Genomic DNA, 18,857 nt, shown 5'->3' with positions numbered 1-18,857 from the left:
TCCGTTATTTGACTAAATACACAAACAAACAGGTTTCTGCGTGATGCTTGTCACGGGGATCTATTAATTCACTTCACAATTAGTTCGCAAAGTAAAAAAATTGCCGTGTTATAGAATTTTGGAGTGCACAATGTACATGGCTCAACCGGGCCATATTGATCATATCAAACAGATCAATGCTGGTCGGGTATACAAACTAATTGACTTAAAGGGTCCAATATCTCGAATTGATTTGTCCAAGCAAAGTGAGCTTGCACCTGCAAGTATTACTAAAATCACTCGAGAATTAATTGAAGCACACTTGATTCATGAAACAACCGTTCAAGAGGCCACCAGTCGTGGTCGTCCCGCTGTCGGTTTGCAGGTTAATAATGAAGGTTGGCAGTTCCTGTCGATGCGTTTAGGCCGTGGTTATTTAACAATCGCGCTCCATGAGCTCGGCGGCGATGTATTAATTGATACTAAAATCGAAATTCATGAGCTGGACCAAGACGATGTGCTTGAGCGCCTGCTTTATGAAATTGATGAGTTTTTTCAAACCTATGCTGATCAGCTAGATCGTGTTACCAGTATCGCAATTACGCTGCCTGGCCTCGTTAACTCAGAGCAAGGCATCGTGTTACAAATGCCGCATTACAACGTAGAAAATTTAGCTCTGGGGCCTGAAATATATAAGGCAACCGGCTTACCCGTCTTTGTGGCTAATGACACGCGAGCTTGGGCATTAGCGGAGAAACTGTTTGGTCACTCTAAAGAGAATGAAAACTCAGTTCTGATTTCGATTCACCATGGTTTAGGTGCCGGTATTATTCTCGATGGTCGCGTGTTGTTAGGCCGTCACGGTAACATTGGTGAATTAGGTCATATTCAAATCGATCCAAATGGTAAACGCTGTCACTGTGGCAATATTGGATGTTTGGAAACGGTAGCAAGCTCACAGGCTATTCGTGAAGAAGTCGTCAGACGGATTGCTGATGGTGAGGCGTCCAGCCTTGCTGAGCAAGAAGAGATGAGTATCGAGAGCATCTGTGAAGCAGCCGCTAATGGTGATCCCCTAGCTGTGGATGTGATTGAAAAACTAGGCCGTTATCTAGGTTCTGCGATTGCGATTGTGATTAACCTGTTTAACCCAGAAAAGATCTTGATTGGTGGCGTCATCAACCAAGCGAAAGACATTCTTTACCCAGCTATTCGTCGTTGTATCGAAGAGCAAAGTTTGCCGGTTTATCACCAGGATCTGGAACTGGTAGAGTCTCGTTTCTACAAACAAGCGACAATGCCGGGTGCAGCACTGGTAAAACAAGCGTTGTATGACGGACAACTGTTGATGAAAGTGGTAGAGGGTTAATCTCTTTTACAGACTTTATTGCCGACCTATTAAAGGGATGAGACTTGGGTTCTCATCCCTTTTTGTTATTGACTGCGGTTGGTAAGCTTTCTAAACACTAGTGAAAGTCTCGTGATTTGCTTTGTAACGCCGCTAAGTGATGAGTGCAATCAATCAGTTTGCCTGCGATCACGTGTGTTACATCTCCCTCTCTCTCTAAAATTCCTTTTACCATCATCACTTTGGATGTGAGATAAGCTTGCTTTTGGGCTCGGGCCGTCGCACTCCAAACCACGACATTAATATTCCCGGTATCGTCTTCTAAAGTGATAAAGGTAACACCCGCAGCGGTACCGGGAGACTGACGTCCGGTGACGAGCCCGACAACGGTCACCAGTGATTTATGTTCTTTCTCGACTAACTGCTGCATGCGAGTAAAGCGAGGCAGCTTACCTGCTTGATCCAATAAAGTAATCGGATGACGATTGAGAGAAAGCCCGGTACTGGCATAATCTTCAATCAGGTTTTCGTACTCAGAAGGTTGGGTTTGATAGCCAGCAACAGGCTCTTGTACATCCTGAAACAGAGGTAGGTCTGATAGGGAGTCCATGGCTGCCCAACGAGCACTGTAGCGATTGCCAGATAATATCTGTAACGCATTCGCGGATGCCAACAGCTCGATATCACGGCGACTTCTCAACACCTGCTTTACCTCCTGAATAGAGCGATAGCCGTTTTGAGGGCGGCGCTTAAGGAGTTGGTTCGCGCTCTCTTCACTGAGCCCTTTGACTAAGCGAAATCCAAGCTGCACGCCCAACCGACCGTTAGGGCGCTGGATTAGGTGGTGCTGATAGTGTGAAAGATTGACGCAGACTGGCAAGACTTCGATGCCATGGCGGCGAGCATCCTGCACCAATTGAGAAGGGCTGTAAAAGCCCATAGGTTGACTGTTCAATAGCGCTGTATAAAACTCAGCAGGGTAATAGAATTTCAGCCAGGACGAACAATACGCCAGCACCGCAAATGAAGCCGAATGACTTTCCGGGAAGCCGTATTCGCCAAAACCACAAATTTGTTCGAAGATACGTTCCGCGAATGCTAAATCGTAGCCTCGCTCACGCATACCATCGATAAGCTTAGGTCTGAATTTTGCGAGATCGCCATTCTTTTTCCAGGCAGCCATCGCCCGGCGTAGTTGGTCGGCTTCACCGCCACTAAAGCCCGCAGCAACCATTGCGAGCTTGATGACCTGTTCCTGAAAAATAGGAACACCCATGGTTCGCTCTAAGACACTTTTCACGGCTTCTGAAGGGTAGCTGACGGGTTCTTCACCATTGCGTCTTTTCAGGAAGGGGTGAACCATATCACCCTGAATAGGACCCGGACGTACAATCGCTATTTGAATCACCAAGTCGTAATAACAGGCAGGCTTTAAGCGAGGGAGCATGCTCATTTGTGCCCTGGATTCGATCTGAAATACCCCGACGGTGTCTGCTTTCTGGATCATGCGATACACATTGGGATCATCCTGAAGTCGGGTGATCTCAGCAATGGTAAGTGATCGCTGGTGGTGCTTTTCGACCAGCTGAAAGCACTTTCTGATCGCATTCAGCATGCCTAATGCGAGCACATCGACCTTGAGCAGTTTTAAGCTTTCTAAATCATCTTTATCCCACTGTATGATAGTACGATCTTCCATCGCCGCGTTTTCCACCGGAACTAATTCGTATAACGGTCCGGAAGAAATCACAAAGCCACCGACGTGTTGAGACAAGTGGCGAGGAAAGCCGATGATCTCGTTCACCAGTTGAATAAATTGTTGCCCCTTGAGTGATTCCGGATGCAATCCGAGCTCGACAATCTGCGCTTGCCAGCCTTGGTTACGATCGCGGCGATTCACGTTCTTAATGAAAAAGTCGAGCTGGGTTTCTTCAATCCCCAGTGCTTTACCGACTTCTCTGGCTGCACTTTTGAAGCGATAGCTGATCACGGTTGCAGCCAGAGCTGCTCGCTCACGACCATATTTCTTATAGATGTATTGAATGACTTCTTCCCGGCGCTCGTGCTCAAAGTCGACATCAATATCTGGCGGCTCATCTCGTTCTTTGCTGATAAAACGTTCGAATAGTACCGCGATTTGCCTTGGATCCACGGAGGTGATTTCCAGGCAATAGCACACGACAGAGTTTGCCGCAGATCCGCGTCCCTGATAGAGAATGCCTTGGTTTTTTGCAAACATCACGATGTCGTGAATAGTTAAAAAGTAATAGTGGTATTTCAGCTCTTTGATTAATGCGAGCTCATTCTCGATCGTTTGCTGGATCGTTTCTGGAACACCTTCAGGAAAACGTCTTTTCTTGCCGCGTTCAACCAGCATACGTAGGTAAGAATCGGGTGTGTAACCGTCGGGTATGAGCTCAGCAGGGTATTCGTATTTCAGGTCACTCAGCTTAAATTCACACAAATTAGCGATGTGCTGGCTTTCTGCAAGCCATTTTGGTTTGTAGACTCGGGCTATTTTGCTTAGTGGGCGTAGTGCACGCTCTGCGTTGGATAGTCGTTCAAACCCTAGCTTATCGACGCTGCAACCGTGTTTCACTGCCGTAAGCACGTGCTGTAATGGCAGGCGTTCGACCGAGTGCATGAGTACACCACCACAAGCTGTGATAGGTAACTGAAGTTCATGGGCGAGCTTTTCACAATGGTTGGTATATGCCGAATCATCGCCACCAAGGTGACGCTGGATGGCAACCCATAAGCGGTTTGGATGATGTTGGTTTAACCAGCGTCCCCAGTAATGATCGCTGTTTTGGTGGGTTGGGAGCCATAAAACAAAACAGTTACGAATCGACATCAAATCCCATTCAGAGAGTTGATAGCTGCCTTTTTCACTGCGTCGTCTTGCGTTGGTGATGATTCGGCACAATTCTGCATAAGCTTTACGGCATGGACACAATAAGACCACTTGGCATTCATCATTGAGCCAAAACATGCTTCCTACGATTTGTTTGATATCGAGCTTATGTTGCTGGATCGTGGAATAGGCTTTTACAACACCTGCGACGGAACATTCATCGGTGATTGCAATGGCTTGATAGCGGTAAAAAGCAGCTTGCAGAACCAGCTCTTCTGCATGAGAAGCTCCGGTAAGAAAAGAGAAATTGGACTGACAAAACAGCTCTGCGTAATTCATAACGACTTAACAAAAAAATCCATGAAGAAACCAATGTTTGTATTGATCGCGGAACACCCATAACCAGCGACCTTGTTTGGTGTGTGCAATGTAGTAATCACGCATGATTTCATCGCCATCCCACCACCCTGAAACAATTCGTTCTGGTCCGTGTACCAGAGAGACCTGTTCTTGGAGCGGCACTGGTCTCGGTAACTGCATTGCCGGACGCAGCAACTGAGGAATCGAAGAAAGCGCGACATCGGGTTCATCGGCCGAACGGTATTGGCAGGCTTTTTCTGGCCTTGGGTCGTAAGCAATATCAGGCTTGAGTACGGAGTGTTTTCCCATTTTTGCTTGCAACAAAGAGAGCAGCTCTAACGGATGCATTTGGCCTTTCTGCCCTGCAAAGAGGTCGCAAGCGCTGCTGATTGGTTCGCCTTGGCGAATGACCTGCAAAGTCAGGCCAATCACAGGGCCATTGAGTGTCAGAGACTCCAGGCTCAAACTGGCGAGTTGCTGCCAGCGGTGGCATAAGTAATCGCCTTGTGCTGAGGTAAGCGGCACCGACTGTGTGTGTTTATCTCGCTGGTGGAGCGTTAAGCAAAGCTCAAAAGCAACTTTGTCTCTTAATTTTAGAAAGGTTTCGAGTTGCTTCAGCAGTTTGGCCAAGGGCTTCTCAATCCACTGAACATTTTCTAGCTCAAACAGCAACTCCAAATACACCCTGAATGATTCTGTTGGATGATAAAAATCGACAGGGTGTTTAAATTGGCCAGTCAGACGACCTACGTAGTTCACTAAATCAATATCAAAACGGCGAGCGATATCCTGCAGCGGTAACTCAAGCAGGTCTTGTAAAGTACTTACGCCAACACGCTGCAATTTATCCACCGTTACAGTGGATAAATCTGTCAGTGTGAGTGGCAAAGTGGAGAGTGATTGTTGAATAGACGCTTTGTCTTCAATCAACCGATTACTTCCAGACAGTGCCATGAGTTTGGCTGATAATGGAGAAAACCCACAGCCAAACTGCACACTCAGTTTTAGTGTGGCGAGGTGGGCTGAGACTTTGTGCCAGTAGTTTTGCAACCCATCATAGAGGCTGAGCATGGGGGTTGCGCGTAGCAGGATCCCCTGATTTGGCATCAGAACCACATCAGACGTGATCAGATATAGCCACTGGGCAACCTCCTGCAATTTCTTCAGTTCAGTTTGGGGATGGTGAGGGTGGACTTGTAAGTCTCGACATAAAGACGCAGCGCTGCCCAATCCCATATTTAGCTTGATGCCTTGCTGCTCAGCAACATCGTTGTATTGAATGATGCGACAACGCTGGCTTTCGACTATCACCACAGGCTGTTCTTGGTTGCCACTAAAAAGTGTATCCAATTGCAGACGAGGGAAGTGTAAGTAGATCCATAAAGACATGTTGTTATTACCCTTGATTTAACATCGGGAAATTCACGACTGTCGATGGAGTATGAGTCTTAAGCGGCATGACCAGTTGTGGGTAATGATGCTGGTAGTTAATCTCGACCTGGCCTTTGCTCCAGCCGCCTTTACGTTTTAATACCTCAACGCTTACGCCTTGCTCACTCCCTTGTACTTTGAGGCTGAGTGAGACAGGCAGGGATAGACGGTTTGCTCGGATTGGCTTCAACATAAACAGAGGGCAAGAGCCCTGCTCACTGGCGACCTGTAGACGTTTGACTTGATGGATCTCAAGCTCGTCTTGCCACAATAATATATTGCTACACACACTACTTTTTAGGCACTGCTCTGCAGCCCAGAGTGCATCACGCTGATGCTCCGGTGTAATAACCCAGACTTGATTGATATCCAAGCCGATACTGTGCAGAAAGAGTGGATTCATTAACGCTGGCGGTTGAATAAACGCAGTAACGCCTTTAGTTAGCGATGATTTCAAATAAGGCGCTAATAAACGCAATTCACCGACACTGCCCACAGACTCCATTTCGATCACGCCGTGAGGTGGAAAACCTCCGCCCAGTAGAGCGTCCAGCTCAGGAAAAGCAGAGCTGTTGAGGAACTGATGTGAGTCCGCTTTGGTTAAATTTGCCTGCCAAACAAGGTGTTGGCTTTTTAAGTGCTGAATAATATCTTGCATAACTAAATACCTGTATATATGTACAGTATATTTCTGTGGTGAAAAGTAGCAAGATTTTTGTGGCGAGAAAAATAAAAAAGGCAGCGTTGGCTGCCTTTTCAATCAGTTATGCGAAGGAGTGAGAACGGAATCACTTACGCTTTGGTTGCGCGTCGATACACTGGCCATTCACGTCAGTCACACTCGGATCCATCAGATGCAGGTACAGTGGCATCAGATCTTGTGGTGTTTTCAGTTTGTTAGAATCTTCACCCGGGTATGCTTTTTCACGCATGCGAGTACGTGTGGCACCTGGGTTGATGGCATTAACACGCATTGTTGTATCACTTAGCTCATCAGCCAGCGTTTGCATCATGCCTTCTACTGCGAACTTAGAGATCGCGTATGGACCCCAGAAAGCACGACCAGAGTGACCAACAGTAGAAGAGGTAAAGATAATACGACCCGCTTCAGATTTACGCATCACAGGTAGCAGCGCCTGAGTCATCAGAACTTCGGCTTTCACGTTAATTTGCATGATGTCGTCGAAGTCATCTTCCTTGATTTGTTCAAATGGACAAAGTGTGCTCAGAACGCCAGCGTTGTGCAACAGGCCGTCAAGGCGACCAAACTGGCCTTCGATTGTCTCTGCCATGTCGATGTAGTTCTGTTTTGTCGCCCCTTTTAAATCAAGAGGGATAATGGCAGCTTGCGGGTAACCAGCAGCTTCGATTTCATCGTAAATGGATTCAAGGTTTTGAACGTTTCTGCCCAATAAAATCACCGTTGCACCGTGCTTTGCATATGAAAGTGCGGCTTGACGGCCAATGCCATTACCTGCGCCGGTAACAAGAATGACTTTATCTTTTAAGGCATCTGCTGAAACGGAGTAGTCCACGGTGTTTAATCCTTATTATTGTAAGAGGGTCCATGATAGTTAATTGGCGCAAATTACGCCGCTTTCTTAATGGAAAATCTTGGTAATCGTGACAAGATGGTTACAATACACCAATTCATGTGTTATACCAATTCCAGCACGTTGGTTAGGTATGCTATCAATCAGAACAAGTGGTTACAAACCACGTTGCCTTCTCTCTGATTTTTCGGTGTAGCATAGCAACATATTCTCTGGAGTGAGATAAAGGAGCTCTCATTGGAATTTTTATTAGATTACGGTTTATTCTTGGCCAAGATTGTCACAGTCGTCGCTGCGATCATTGTCATTCTAATCCTGGTTAAATCGGTAGGTGGTAAATCAGGTGCTGCAAAAGGTGAACTTGAGATCACCAACCTTTCTGAGCAGCATAAACAGTCTGTTGAGCAATTAGAGCATCATTTACACGATGACGCTTTCCTCAAGGCTCGTGACAAAGCCATCAAGAAAGAAGAAAAAGAAAAGAACAAATCCCGCGAGAAAGAGATCAAACAAGCCAGTAAAGAAGGTGAGCTAGATAGCAAGCGCGAACCACACCTGTTTGTTCTTGACTTCAAAGGTAGCATTGATGCGAAAGAAGTGAATTCATTACGTGAAGAGATCACCGCCATTTTGGCTGTGGCTCGTGAAGGCGATGAAATCTTACTGCGTTTAGAGTCAGGTGGTGGCATGGTCCACGGCTACGGCTTGGCATCTTCTCAGCTTGATCGCATTAAAGCCGCTGGTTTGCCATTAACTATCGCCGTGGATAAAGTTGCGGCAAGTGGTGGTTATATGATGGCGTGTGTGGCAGATAAAATTGTCTCTGCACCATTTGCAATTGTTGGCTCAATTGGCGTGATCGCACAAATTCCAAACTTCAATAAGTTATTGAAGAAGCATGATATCGAGTACGAACAACTTACCGCAGGTGAGTACAAGCGTACCCTGACGATGTTTGGAGAAAACACCGACAAAGCTCGTGATAAATTCAAACAAGAGCTAGAAGAAACTCACGTACTGTTCAAAGACTTCATTCGTGAGCGCCGCCCAAGCTTAGAGCTAGAGAAAGTAGCGACTGGCGAACACTGGTTTGGTACTCAGGCAAAAGAGCGTGGGCTGGTCGACGAAATCTGCACGTCTGATGATCTCGTTGTTGCGGCATGCAAAGACAAGACAGTCTTAGCCGTTCACTACGTACCGAAGAAAAAACTGGCTGATAAGCTAGCGGGTGTTGCGAGCAAAGTGGCAGACAGTGTCATCTTAAAATTGGCTGAGCGTGGTCAAAAGCCAATCGTGTAATCACGAAAACTGATATCTAATTTGAACATGGCGAGGGTGAGAGCTCTCGCCATTTTTATTTGAGTTTTTAAATTTACTTATAAATCAGGCTGCTCATGCAGTGTGATGCATGGAATGACATTTTTCCTCGCCCGAAAGGGCAATTTCCCTTATAATGCGCGCCTCGAAAACCGAGCAATTTGCTAAAAGAAATAAAAGGTGGAGAAGAACATGTCCTCTCAAACTCCGGTTGTAACCGTAGATGGACCGAGTGGTGCAGGTAAAGGCACTTTGTGTATGTTGCTGGCGAAAAAGTTGGGTTTCCAACTCTTAGACTCTGGCGCGATTTATCGAGTACTTGCACTGGCTGCTATTCACCATGGTGTTGATACTGAGTCTGAGGACGCACTTGTCCCATTGGCTACACACCTAGATGTTCAATTTATCGCTGAAGGTGACTTGGTCAAGGTTATCTTAGAAGGCGAAGATGTCTCCGGTGAGCTTCGTAAAGAAGAAACGGGTATGGCTGCATCTAAAGTCGCTGCGCTACCACGTGTTCGTGAAGCATTATTGCGTCGTCAGCGTGCCTTTGAAACAGCACCAGGTTTGGTTGCTGATGGCCGTGATATGGGAACCGTTGTATTCCCACAAGCACAAGCAAAAATTTTCCTTGATGCGAGCGCAGAAGAGCGTGCAAATAGACGCCTTAAACAGTTGCAAGATAAAGGGTTAGATGTTAGATTTGCTGACCTTTTAAGCGAGATCCAAGAGCGTGACGATCGCGATCGTAACCGCCCAGTGGCGCCACTACGCCCTGCAGAGGATGCGCTTGTGCTAGATTCTACGTCGATGACTATCGACGAAGTGGTAGAAAAGGCACTACAATATATCGAATCGAAGCTAGTTGAGTAACGATACTCAACTAGGCTAAGAGCGTTGGTCGCAAGGATGATGACTGGCGAATTTAATAACCCCATGCGGTAGGATACCCGTGGACGTTTAATTTATTGAAGATTAAATAAATGACTGAATCTTTTGCTCAACTCTTTGAAGAGTTTCTAAACGAAACAGAATTCCAACAAGGCAGCATCGTTAAAGGTACTGTAGTAGCTATCGAGAACGGTTTCGTTCTTGTTGACGCTGGTCTTAAGTCTGAATCTGCTATCCCTGCTGAACAGTTCAAGAACGCTGCTGGCGAACTTGAAGTTGAAGTTGGCGCTGAAGTAGACGTAGCTCTAGACGCTGTTGAAGATGGTTTCGGTGAAACTCAACTTTCTCGTGAGAAAGCTAAGCGTCACGAAGCTTGGATCGTACTTGAGAAAGCTTACGAAGAAGCTGAAACTGTTGTTGGTATCATCAACGGTAAAGTTAAAGGCGGTTTCACTGTTGAACTAAACGGTATCCGTGCTTTCCTTCCTGGCTCACTAGTAGACGTACGTCCAATCCGCGACACTGCTCACCTAGAAAACAAAGAGCTAGAGTTCAAAGTTATCAAACTTGACCAAAAACGTAACAACGTAGTTGTTTCACGTCGTGCAGTTATCGAATCTGAGAACAGCGTTGAGCGTGACGAGCTTCTAGAAACTCTACAAGAAGGTTCTGAAGTTAAAGGTATCGTTAAGAACCTTACTGACTACGGTGCGTTCGTTGACCTAGGTGGCGTTGACGGTCTTCTACATATCACAGATATGGCTTGGAAGCGCGTTAAGCACCCATCTGAAATCGTTAACGTTGGTGACGAGATCCAAGTTAAAGTTCTTAAGTTCGACCGTGAGCGTACTCGCGTATCACTAGGTCTTAAGCAACTAGGCGAAGATCCATGGGTAGCAATCGCTAAGCGTTACCCAGAAGGTCACAAACTAACTGGTCGCGTAACTAACCTAACTGACTACGGCTGCTTCGTTGAAATCGAAGAAGGCGTTGAAGGTCTAGTTCACGTTTCAGAAATGGATTGGACTAACAAGAACATCCACCCATCTAAAGTTGTTAATGTTGGCGACGAAGTTGAGGTTATGGTTCTTGAAATCGACGAAGAGCGTCGTCGTATCTCTCTAGGTCTGAAACAGTGTAAAGCTAACCCATGGCAGTCATTCGCTGAAGCACAAGCTAAAGGCGACAAAGTTACTGGTAAGATCAAGTCTATCACTGACTTCGGTATCTTCATCGGTCTAGAAGGCGGCATCGACGGTCTAGTTCACCTATCTGACATTTCTTGGAATGTTGCTGGCGAAGAAGCTGTACGTGAGTACAAGAAAGGCGACGAGATCTCTGCAGTTGTTCTAGCAGTAGACGCAGAGCGTGAGCGTATCTCTCTAGGCGTTAAGCAAATGGAAAATGACCCATTCAATGCTTACGTTGCAGACAACAAGAAAGGTACTCTAGTTAACGCTACTGTAACTGCTGTTGACGCTAAAGGTGCTACTGTTGAAATCGCAGAAGGCGTTGAAGGTTACATCCGTGCTTCTGAAGTATCTCGCGATCGCGTAGAAGATGCTTCTCTAATCCTAAGCGCTGGTGATGTTGTTGAAGCTAAGTTCACAGGTGTAGACCGTAAGAACCGCGTAATCAACCTATCTATCAAAGCTAAAGACGAAGCTGAAGAGCAAGAAGCAATGGCATCTATCAACAAGCAAGATGACAATGCATTCGGTAACGCAATGGCTGACGCTTTCAAAGCAGCTAAAGGCGAATAATATACTCGCTTAAGCAAAAAAGGAGCCGCAAGGCTCCTTTTTTATATTTATTGCAATAAAAGTAGTAATACTAATATCGGTAAACTATCTTAATAAAAGACATTTCTTCAATGCATACTTTGCGTAAAAATTGTCTAGAATTACGAGCAAGTGTTTGTTGGAATTAGTATTACTTACTATAATGAGTGAGAAAGATACTCAAAGAGGGCAACTATGACTAAGTCTGAACTGATTGAAAGACTCTGCGCTGAGCAAACGCATTTATCAGCGAAAGAGGTAGAGGATGCTGTAAAAGATATTCTAGAGCACATGGCCTCTACATTAGAGAGTGGTGACCGTATCGAGATCCGCGGCTTTGGTAGTTTTTCTCTTCATTACCGTGAGCCTCGCGTAGGTCGCAACCCTAAAACTGGTGATAAAGTGGAACTAGACGGTAAATTCGTCCCACACTTCAAGCCAGGTAAAGAACTTCGTGAGCGCGTAAATATTGGCTAATGCTCTCTGATTAGTTTGAAAAAGCGGCATACTTTTGTGTATGCCGCTTTTTTATAATATGTCCAGTAAGACCAATTCCAGTCATTATCTCATCGTTATTGCTGGTTCAAATCGCTGGCAACTGCATAGAACTTTTGTCATTAACACCGCTGGTTACTGCAAGTTCTTCCTTGTTCTAAGCGATTTCTCCTACACAACTTTCTGATAATTAAATTATTGGTATTAGTGTCAATTATCTCAACTTGCCTTACTCTGGACGGTTTTATCGTGCCATAAGTTGAATGTTTATCTATCCAGATTGCTATTAACTTCGATTGTGTGTCTACAAACCGGGTTTCTTGAGGTTACTTGGGTATAGATTATTGCTAATATACGTGGTCTGAAGAAACATTTTACTGCATAATCTGACCTACTTACTCCTCTAAGGGTGATGTAATATGAAAATTATAAAAATCGTTGCTATTTTCGCTCTCTTTTTAATTGCACTAGCATTAGGCTCACAAAACCAAGAGGTTGTGACCTTTAACTATCTTTTAGCAAAAGGAGAGTTCCATCTATCAACGCTATTAGGCGTGGTATTTGTGGTTGGTTTTGGCTTGGCTTGGGTTATCTTCGCTAGCATCCAACTAAAGACTCAACTTCAAGTTCGACGTCTTAAGAAGAAACTGAAAAAGTACGAGCCAGCTAACGCAGAAACTGCTGCTAAGCCTGCTATCGACAAACAGGCATAAGGATAAGGCTTCACTTTAATGCTTGAACTACTCTTCTTGTTATTGCCTATAGCTGCTGCGTATGGCTGGTATATGGGGCATCGCAGCGCTCAACAAGACAAGCAGAAGCAATCACATCAAATTTCTCGTCAATATATGACGGGTCTGAACTTACTGCTTTCTGATCAATCAGATAAAGCAGTAGACCACTTTATTGAATTGCTCCAAGTAGATAACGAAACCATAGATACCCACCTTGCGTTGGGTAATCTTTTTCGTTCTCGTGGAGAAGTCGACCGCGCAATTCGTATTCACCAAAATCTTATTTCCCGCTCGGGTCTGACTCTTGACCAGAAAAATCTCGCCCTTCAGCAACTTGCTAAAGACTACATGGTTTCTGGTTTTCTGGATCGTGCGGAAAAGATATTTGAACAGTTAGTCGAAGAGCCAGAGCATCGAGAAGGTGCACTTCAACAGCTTGTGACCATTTACCAGCAAACGCGTGAATGGGAAAAAGCGATTCACTACGCTAACCAGCTAGCAAAAATGAGTAATAAGCGCTCTCGAATGCGAGCGAATATTGCTCACTATTGGTGTGAAATTGCCATGCTAGATCAAGCTGATGGCAATAAGAGCAAAGCGGTTCAGCATTTCAAAAAAGCACTCTCGGAAGACCCAAAATGTGTGCGTGCCAGTATTGCTTTGGGCCGTATGTATTTAGAGTCGGAAGATTACAAACAAACCATTAAATACTTAACTTCAATCCTGGAGCAAGACAAAGACTTTATTAGCGATGTTTTGCCTACGATTGCAGAGTGCTACCACCACTTAGGGCAAGAAGATGAGCTGGTGGAATTCCTTCGGGCTTGTATCGATAAGAAAGCCGGAGTGTCAGCAGAATTAATGCTGGCACAGCTGGTTGCGCATCACGAAAGTGTGGGCGCAGCACAGGAGCTGTTGACCAAGCAGCTACTGAAAAATCCGACCATGAAAGGTTTCTACCGTCTGATTGATTACCATATTGCAGAGGCGGAAGACGGTCGTGCAAAAGACAGTCTTTCAACCTTACAAGCCATGGTTGGTGAACAGCTAAAAGTGAAACCTCATTATCGATGCAGAAAATGTGGTTTTTCTACTCATTCCCTGTATTGGCATTGCCCGTCTTGTAAGGGATGGGGAACGATCAAGCCAATCCGTGGATTGGATGGTGAGTAATTTTAGTGCAGCTGGCAGGTTTTCTGTCCGCTGCATTTTTTTAGAAAAAAGAAAATTTTAGGAGATGAAATGATCGACCAAAAAGTTATTGTCGCACTGGATTATGATAACCAAGCTGATGCGCTTGCGTTTGTAGATCGCATTGATCCTGCGTCATGCCGTTTAAAAGTCGGCAAAGAGATGTTTACACTATTTGGTCCTGATTTCGTACGTGAGCTACACAAACGTGGTTTCTCTGTATTTTTGGATTTAAAATTTCACGATATCCCAAATACTTGTTCGAAAGCCGTGCGTGCGGCCGCGGAACTGGGTGTTTGGATGGTGAATGTTCATGCAAGCGGCGGTGAACGTATGATGACAGCATCTCGTGAGATTCTGGAACCATATGGAAAAGATCGCCCGTTGCTGATTGGTGTAACGGTACTAACCAGCATGGAACAGAGTGATTTGGCAGGTATAGGCTTGAATGTCGCTCCTCAAGAGCAAGTGATCCGCCTTGCGACACTAACGAAAAGCTCGGGTCTTGATGGCGTAGTATGTTCTGCGCAGGAAGCTTCAATGTTGAAAGGCGAGCTGGGCAAAGAGTTTAAGCTGGTGACACCTGGTATTCGTCCTGCTGGTTCTGAGCAAGGTGACCAGCGTCGTATCATGACACCAGTAGACGCGATTCAAGCGGGCTCTGACTACTTGGTTATTGGCCGTCCTATTACTCAGGCTAGTGATCCTGCTGCGGTATTGAAGTCAATCAATGACAGCTTAGCGAACATGTAATTACTAAACTCAATGATTGTATTATTGATTCCAAAGGTGGGGCAGTGATGTCCCACCTTTTTCTATTTACTCGATTGGTATTGGATCTGCTAGCCTAAGTTGGAGTGTTTAGGTTTAATGCTCTACGGTCAATCGACTTTGGACTAGGGCATAACACTATGTCGGTCACAATTTCATAACATAAAGCGCTGTGATAAACAGAAAATGCAAGCGGGTGTTATTGATGGGTTGCGTTACAAATAGGTTACTAATACTATGACGGAGATGCATTTACTGCGTTGTAAGGTCTAGGATGACCTGGTGAATCTCTTTGAAATTAATGCAGAAGTTGGCAGGACGTCGCTTCGTATTATACTTTTTTACTTTCCTGTCTGCGTAGGGCTATTCTCGCAGATCTTGTGAGCTTCACTCACGGTCTTCCTTGTATCTACCTTAGATCGCAAATCATAACAAGGAAGAAAAATGACCAAGAAACTGCCATTTTCAGTATTAGCAATACTAACGGCGACCAGTTTTCAGCTGAATGCGGCTGAATTGCCAGCCAATATTGAATGGACTTCAAACGACAATGAGCCTCTGTTCGCTTCAAAAGAAGCGGTTCATGGTGGCACTTATCGCACGTATATTCAAAGCTTCCCACAAACATTACGTAGTGTTGGCCCTGATGCAAACTCAGGCTTACGCCAATACCTGATGGATGGTACGCCAAAAATGGCGCAACGCCATCCAAATACGGGCAAATGGATTCCGCAACTGGCTAAGTCATGGGCGTTTGGTGAAGACAATAAAACGGTTTATTTTCAGCTAGATGAAACCGCAAAATGGTCTGATGGTGAGAAGATTACTGCCGACGATTACGTCTTTATGATGCAGTACTACACATCGAAAGACATCATTGACCCTTGGTACAATGACTTCTTTACCAACAGTATCGTGAGTGTCGAAAAGATTGATGATTACACCATCCGAGTGAACCTTGCTGTTGCTCAAAGCCATGACTCCCTGATGGTGATGATCAATATGCCTAGTAATGGCTTCCAGCCTCGTCCGAAACATTTCTTCGAAGGTGAAAAAGACGAAAATAACGATGGCATGCCAGACAACTTCGTACGCAAATACAACTTCAAAGCGGAACCAACCGCAGCCCCTTACTACTTGGATCAAATCAAAAAAGGTAAAAGCGTTACCTTTAAACATGTTGGTGAAGACTGGTGGGGTTACAACAACCGTTACTACAAGAACCGTTACAACGTAGACAAAGTACGCATTACCGTCATTCGTGACCCGGATATCGCGCTTAAGCACTTTGAAAAAGGCAATCTAGATTACTTTGAAATGGTGCTACCTAACTATTGGCACGATAAGACCAATACCGATGTTTATAAAAACGGTTATATCGAAAAATATTGGGGCTTCAACCAAGCACCACAAGGTGCTGGTGGTGTTTGGATGAACACAGCAATGCCATTGCTTGATAACCTTGAAGTGCGTAAAGGCATCATGGTTGCGACCGATTTTGACGGTATGATTGAGAATATCATGCGCGGTGACTACTCGCGTAAGCCACATGGCCTTGGTTTTGGCCATGGTGAGTATGACGATCCGAATAATGCACCACCGAAGTTTGATGTGGCTGCAGCCGTGAAACATTTTGAGAAAGCCGGGTTTGATACTGTTGGGGCGGATGGTATTCGTGTGAACGACAAGGGCCAGCGCCTGAGCTTTGCGATTACTTATGGCTACAACTCTTGGACGCCACGAATTGCTTACCTCAAGGAGCAAGCGAAGTTGGCAGGTCTTGAATTTACCTTAAACCTGGTAGACGGTTCATCTGCGTTTAAATATATTCTGGAGAAGAAACATCAACTGGCTTTCTTGAACATGGGGTCGGGTGAGATTCCAGCATACTGGGAATACCTCCACTCAGATAATGCGAACAAACCTCAGACGAACGCACACACTAACTTCAGCAGCCCAGAGCTGGATAAGTTGATTGAGGCGTATGACTCAGAGTTTGATCAGCAAAAACGTTATGAACTGTCCCACCAGATTCAAGACTATGTGACCAAAGCAAATATTATTGTCCCTGGTTACATGGTGCCTTATTCACGTGTGGCTCATTGGCGTTGGGTGAAAATTCCAAAAGATGGCATGACAAAAGCGACAGAATGGGTCCTTCATCCAATGGATATTGGTAACTTCTGGATTGATCCTGACGTGAAAAAAGAAACGGAAAAGGCGATGAACGACGGAAAAACATTCCCTGAAGTTAGCGTTGTTGATGACCGTTACAAGTTGTAGTTTTAGCTTCAACTAAAATGTAAGCCCTGTCTCAAAGAGATAGGGCTTGTTACTTTTTGCTAAGCGTCTTGTTATCTAACCAAATAAGAAGCTTCGAGAAGATAGGTTTTTACATCGCCTAAAGAAGAAAATGCTTGGTCGATGGCTTTGAAACGTTCATCGATAGAATCACTAGAGATGATGTTAACAAACGTTGTAATCGAGAAAGCTTCATTGGCTTTAAAAAAATGGTGCACATTTTCTAGCTGAACTTTATGAATATGCTCAACCTTATTTAGTGCATTGGTTAGGTCTGAGATTGTGATTGACATTGCTACTCTAATTCTTATTCGTGGTTGAACACCAACCCGTTGTTGGCGGTCTACATTTTCCGCTAGAGTAGCATCAGCATGCTGAAGATGGACTGACGAAGATCAATGTGTTCTGATCACCTCGGTGTATTTGGTTGGATAATGATATTTATTCTTATTCCGTATATTTGCTATTTAAATGAGTAAATAGACATTTAATCTATCTTTCATATTAATTCCAGTTACTAATGTCATCCCCATTTTTACTATATTTTTTCAACTCGATTTAATGTTGCGCCTGCATGACAAAAATATGAATCTTGGCAAGATTGTGGTCTTGGTTAGGATATTTCTACGTCACACATTTAATTTTGTTTTGTTACTAACTATTTCAGAATAACCTAGAGTAATATCACAACATAAAGTATTTAATCTGTCTCATAAGTTATATTTTGTTAATAAACTTTACATATCAATAGATTATGACTAATTTTTAAAGATGGATTTTTGGGTTTGATTTTATGAAGTACTTAGTTACTGGAGCCGCCGGTTTTATTGGTAGCGCAACGGTGAAAAAACTCAATGCTCAGGGACATGAAGTCGTCGGTATTGATAACATCAATGATTACTACGATGTAGAGCTAAAACACGCAAGGTTAAGTTTTATCAAGAATCCGTCATTTCGATTCTTACAAATTGATATTTCAAATAGGGCGGAAATGGAAGCTTTATTTGAGAAGGAGAACTTTGATCGGGTCATTCATCTTGCTGCACAGGCTGGCGTTAGATACTCACTTGAAAACCCTCACTGTTACGTTGAATCAAATGTAACCGGCTACCTAAATATACTTGAGGGTTGTCGTCAGAATAGTGTTCAGCACCTGGTGTACGCCTCTTCTAGCTCCGTTTATGGCTTGAATAGTAAAGTCCCTTTTGCAACGTCTGATAGTGTCGACCATCCCGTATCTCTATATGCCGCGACGAAAAAATCGAATGAGTTAATGGCGCATTGCTATTCTCATTTGTATCAAATTCCTACTACTGGATTACGATTTTTTACTGTCTATGGCTCTTGGGGACGTCCCGACATGGCGCCATTTATCTTCACCAAAAAGATACTTGAAGGGGAATCGATAGACATTAACAACAACGGTGAGTTGTGGAGAGACTTTACACATATTATCGACATCGTTGAAGGTATCGTTCGCATAGCCGATGTCATTCCTGTCCAAAATGCTCAATGGAAAGTAGAGACAGGCTCGCCAGCGAGTAGCTCTGCGCCGTTTGCGGTTTACAATATCGGTCACGGGTCACCTATCAACCTGATGGACTTTATATATGGGATAGAAAATGAACTCGGCATTGAAGCGAAAAAGAATTTTCGAGATATGCAGCCTGGTGATGTTTATCAAACGTACGCAGATACCGAAGATCTTTATGCAGTAACGGGGTACAGACCTGCGGTATCGATACAAGAAGGTATTGCAGAGTTTGTGTCCTGGTACCGAGAGTTTTATAACAAGTAAAAATAAAGTAAGGCTATAAGGCTTGTCTTTATAGCTTGCTATGACAAGGTTAG

The 18,857-nt window shown here is 44.5% G+C and carries 15 protein-coding genes; 10 read left to right on the top strand and 5 right to left on the bottom strand.

Going from position 1 to position 18,857, the window contains the following annotated elements; genetic code table 11:
- Positions 1-130: 130 nt before the first annotated feature.
- Positions 131-1,348 carry an ROK family protein gene (locus DBX26_RS09490; RefSeq protein ID WP_014232474.1) on the top strand — a complete coding sequence of 406 codons (1,218 nt, stop codon included), beginning with the start codon at positions 131-133 and terminating at the stop codon, positions 1,346-1,348.
- 97 nt (positions 1,349-1,445) lie between these two features.
- Here the strand turns inward: DBX26_RS09490 and DBX26_RS09485 are convergent, their stop codons facing one another.
- The 4 genes from DBX26_RS09485 to DBX26_RS09470 form a co-directional block, all read right to left on the bottom strand.
- Positions 1,446-4,520 (bottom strand): error-prone DNA polymerase, encoded by a 3,075-nt coding sequence (locus tag DBX26_RS09485; protein ID WP_118118942.1) that lies wholly within the window; start codon positions 4,518-4,520, stop codon positions 1,446-1,448.
- A gap of 6 nt (positions 4,521-4,526) precedes the next feature.
- A complete protein-coding gene (locus DBX26_RS09480) occupies positions 4,527-5,930 on the bottom strand; it encodes a DNA polymerase Y family protein (RefSeq protein ID WP_118118940.1) in 1,404 nt (467 codons plus the stop codon).
- 7 nt (positions 5,931-5,937) lie between these two features.
- A complete protein-coding gene (gene imuA, locus DBX26_RS09475; protein ID WP_118118938.1) occupies positions 5,938-6,630 on the bottom strand; it encodes a translesion DNA synthesis-associated protein ImuA in 693 nt (230 codons plus the stop codon).
- A 130-nt stretch (positions 6,631-6,760) separates the two neighbouring features.
- Positions 6,761-7,507, bottom strand: coding sequence for a YciK family oxidoreductase (locus DBX26_RS09470; protein WP_065299925.1), 747 nt, complete (start codon positions 7,505-7,507; stop codon positions 6,761-6,763).
- A 255-nt stretch (positions 7,508-7,762) separates the two neighbouring features.
- Between DBX26_RS09470 and sohB the strand changes: the two genes are divergently transcribed.
- The 8 genes from sohB (at position 7,763) to DBX26_RS09430 (ending at position 16,988) form a co-directional block, all read left to right on the top strand.
- Positions 7,763-8,824 (top strand): protease SohB, encoded by a 1,062-nt coding sequence (gene sohB, locus DBX26_RS09465; protein WP_020335618.1) that lies wholly within the window; start codon positions 7,763-7,765, stop codon positions 8,822-8,824.
- Between the two features lie 210 nt (positions 8,825-9,034).
- Positions 9,035-9,715 carry a (d)CMP kinase gene (gene cmk, locus DBX26_RS09460; protein ID WP_065297070.1) on the top strand — a complete coding sequence of 227 codons (681 nt, stop codon included), beginning with the start codon at positions 9,035-9,037 and terminating at the stop codon, positions 9,713-9,715.
- 110 nt (positions 9,716-9,825) lie between these two features.
- Positions 9,826-11,496, top strand: a complete 1,671-nt coding sequence (gene rpsA / locus DBX26_RS09455; RefSeq protein ID WP_014232467.1) for a 30S ribosomal protein S1 — start codon at positions 9,826-9,828, stop codon at positions 11,494-11,496.
- Positions 11,497-11,709: 213 nt separating this feature from the next.
- On the top strand, positions 11,710-11,991 hold the full coding sequence (gene ihfB, locus DBX26_RS09450; protein WP_014232466.1) for an integration host factor subunit beta: 282 nt from the start codon (positions 11,710-11,712) through the stop codon (positions 11,989-11,991).
- A gap of 437 nt (positions 11,992-12,428) precedes the next feature.
- Positions 12,429-12,722, top strand: a complete 294-nt coding sequence (locus DBX26_RS09445) for a LapA family protein (RefSeq protein WP_014232465.1) — start codon at positions 12,429-12,431, stop codon at positions 12,720-12,722.
- Between the two features lie 18 nt (positions 12,723-12,740).
- Positions 12,741-13,916 (top strand): lipopolysaccharide assembly protein LapB, encoded by a 1,176-nt coding sequence (lapB, locus tag DBX26_RS09440; RefSeq protein WP_014232464.1) that lies wholly within the window; start codon positions 12,741-12,743, stop codon positions 13,914-13,916.
- Positions 13,917-13,985: 69 nt separating this feature from the next.
- Complete coding sequence (pyrF, locus tag DBX26_RS09435; RefSeq protein WP_118118936.1) at positions 13,986-14,687, top strand: orotidine-5'-phosphate decarboxylase; 702 nt, start codon at positions 13,986-13,988, stop codon at positions 14,685-14,687.
- 462 nt (positions 14,688-15,149) lie between these two features.
- Positions 15,150-16,988 (top strand): extracellular solute-binding protein, encoded by a 1,839-nt coding sequence (locus DBX26_RS09430; RefSeq protein WP_118118934.1) that lies wholly within the window; start codon positions 15,150-15,152, stop codon positions 16,986-16,988.
- 71 nt (positions 16,989-17,059) lie between these two features.
- Here the strand turns inward: DBX26_RS09430 and DBX26_RS09425 are convergent, their stop codons facing one another.
- Positions 17,060-17,299 carry a hypothetical protein gene (locus tag DBX26_RS09425; RefSeq protein ID WP_118118932.1) on the bottom strand — a complete coding sequence of 80 codons (240 nt, stop codon included), beginning with the start codon at positions 17,297-17,299 and terminating at the stop codon, positions 17,060-17,062.
- A 500-nt stretch (positions 17,300-17,799) separates the two neighbouring features.
- Here DBX26_RS09425 and DBX26_RS09420 point away from each other — a divergent pair, with 500 nt between their 5' ends.
- A complete protein-coding gene (locus DBX26_RS09420) occupies positions 17,800-18,804 on the top strand; it encodes an NAD-dependent epimerase (protein WP_118118930.1) in 1,005 nt (334 codons plus the stop codon).
- The last annotated feature ends 53 nt before the right edge of the window (positions 18,805-18,857 follow it).

The organism is Vibrio sp. dhg, assembly GCF_003443775.1.
Lineage (GTDB): Bacteria > Pseudomonadota > Gammaproteobacteria > Enterobacterales > Vibrionaceae > Vibrio > Vibrio natriegens.
Note: the sequence above shows the minus strand (reverse complement) of the source record. Positions and strands in the feature narration are given on the sequence as shown.

Excerpts from the sequence above, each read along its gene's own strand:
- rpsA (WP_014232467.1), top strand. The coding sequence starts at position 9,826 with ATGACTGAATCTTTTGCTCAACTCTTTGAAGAGTTTCTAAACGAAACA.
- DBX26_RS09430 (WP_118118934.1), top strand. The coding sequence starts at position 15,150 with ATGACCAAGAAACTGCCATTTTCAGTATTAGCAATACTAACGGCGACC.
- lapB (WP_014232464.1), top strand. The coding sequence starts at position 12,741 with ATGCTTGAACTACTCTTCTTGTTATTGCCTATAGCTGCTGCGTATGGC.
- ihfB (WP_014232466.1), top strand. The coding sequence starts at position 11,710 with ATGACTAAGTCTGAACTGATTGAAAGACTCTGCGCTGAGCAAACGCAT.
- pyrF (WP_118118936.1), top strand. The coding sequence starts at position 13,986 with ATGATCGACCAAAAAGTTATTGTCGCACTGGATTATGATAACCAAGCT.
- DBX26_RS09445 (WP_014232465.1), top strand. The coding sequence starts at position 12,429 with ATGAAAATTATAAAAATCGTTGCTATTTTCGCTCTCTTTTTAATTGCA.
- DBX26_RS09420 (WP_118118930.1), top strand. The coding sequence starts at position 17,800 with ATGAAGTACTTAGTTACTGGAGCCGCCGGTTTTATTGGTAGCGCAACG.
- DBX26_RS09480 (WP_118118940.1), bottom strand. The coding sequence starts at position 5,930 with ATGTCTTTATGGATCTACTTACACTTCCCTCGTCTGCAATTGGATACA.
- cmk (WP_065297070.1), top strand. The coding sequence starts at position 9,035 with ATGTCCTCTCAAACTCCGGTTGTAACCGTAGATGGACCGAGTGGTGCA.
- DBX26_RS09490 (WP_014232474.1), top strand. The coding sequence starts at position 131 with ATGTACATGGCTCAACCGGGCCATATTGATCATATCAAACAGATCAAT.
- DBX26_RS09485 (WP_118118942.1), bottom strand. The coding sequence starts at position 4,520 with ATGAATTACGCAGAGCTGTTTTGTCAGTCCAATTTCTCTTTTCTTACC.
- DBX26_RS09425 (WP_118118932.1), bottom strand. The coding sequence starts at position 17,299 with ATGTCAATCACAATCTCAGACCTAACCAATGCACTAAATAAGGTTGAG.
- imuA (WP_118118938.1), bottom strand. The coding sequence starts at position 6,630 with ATGCAAGATATTATTCAGCACTTAAAAAGCCAACACCTTGTTTGGCAG.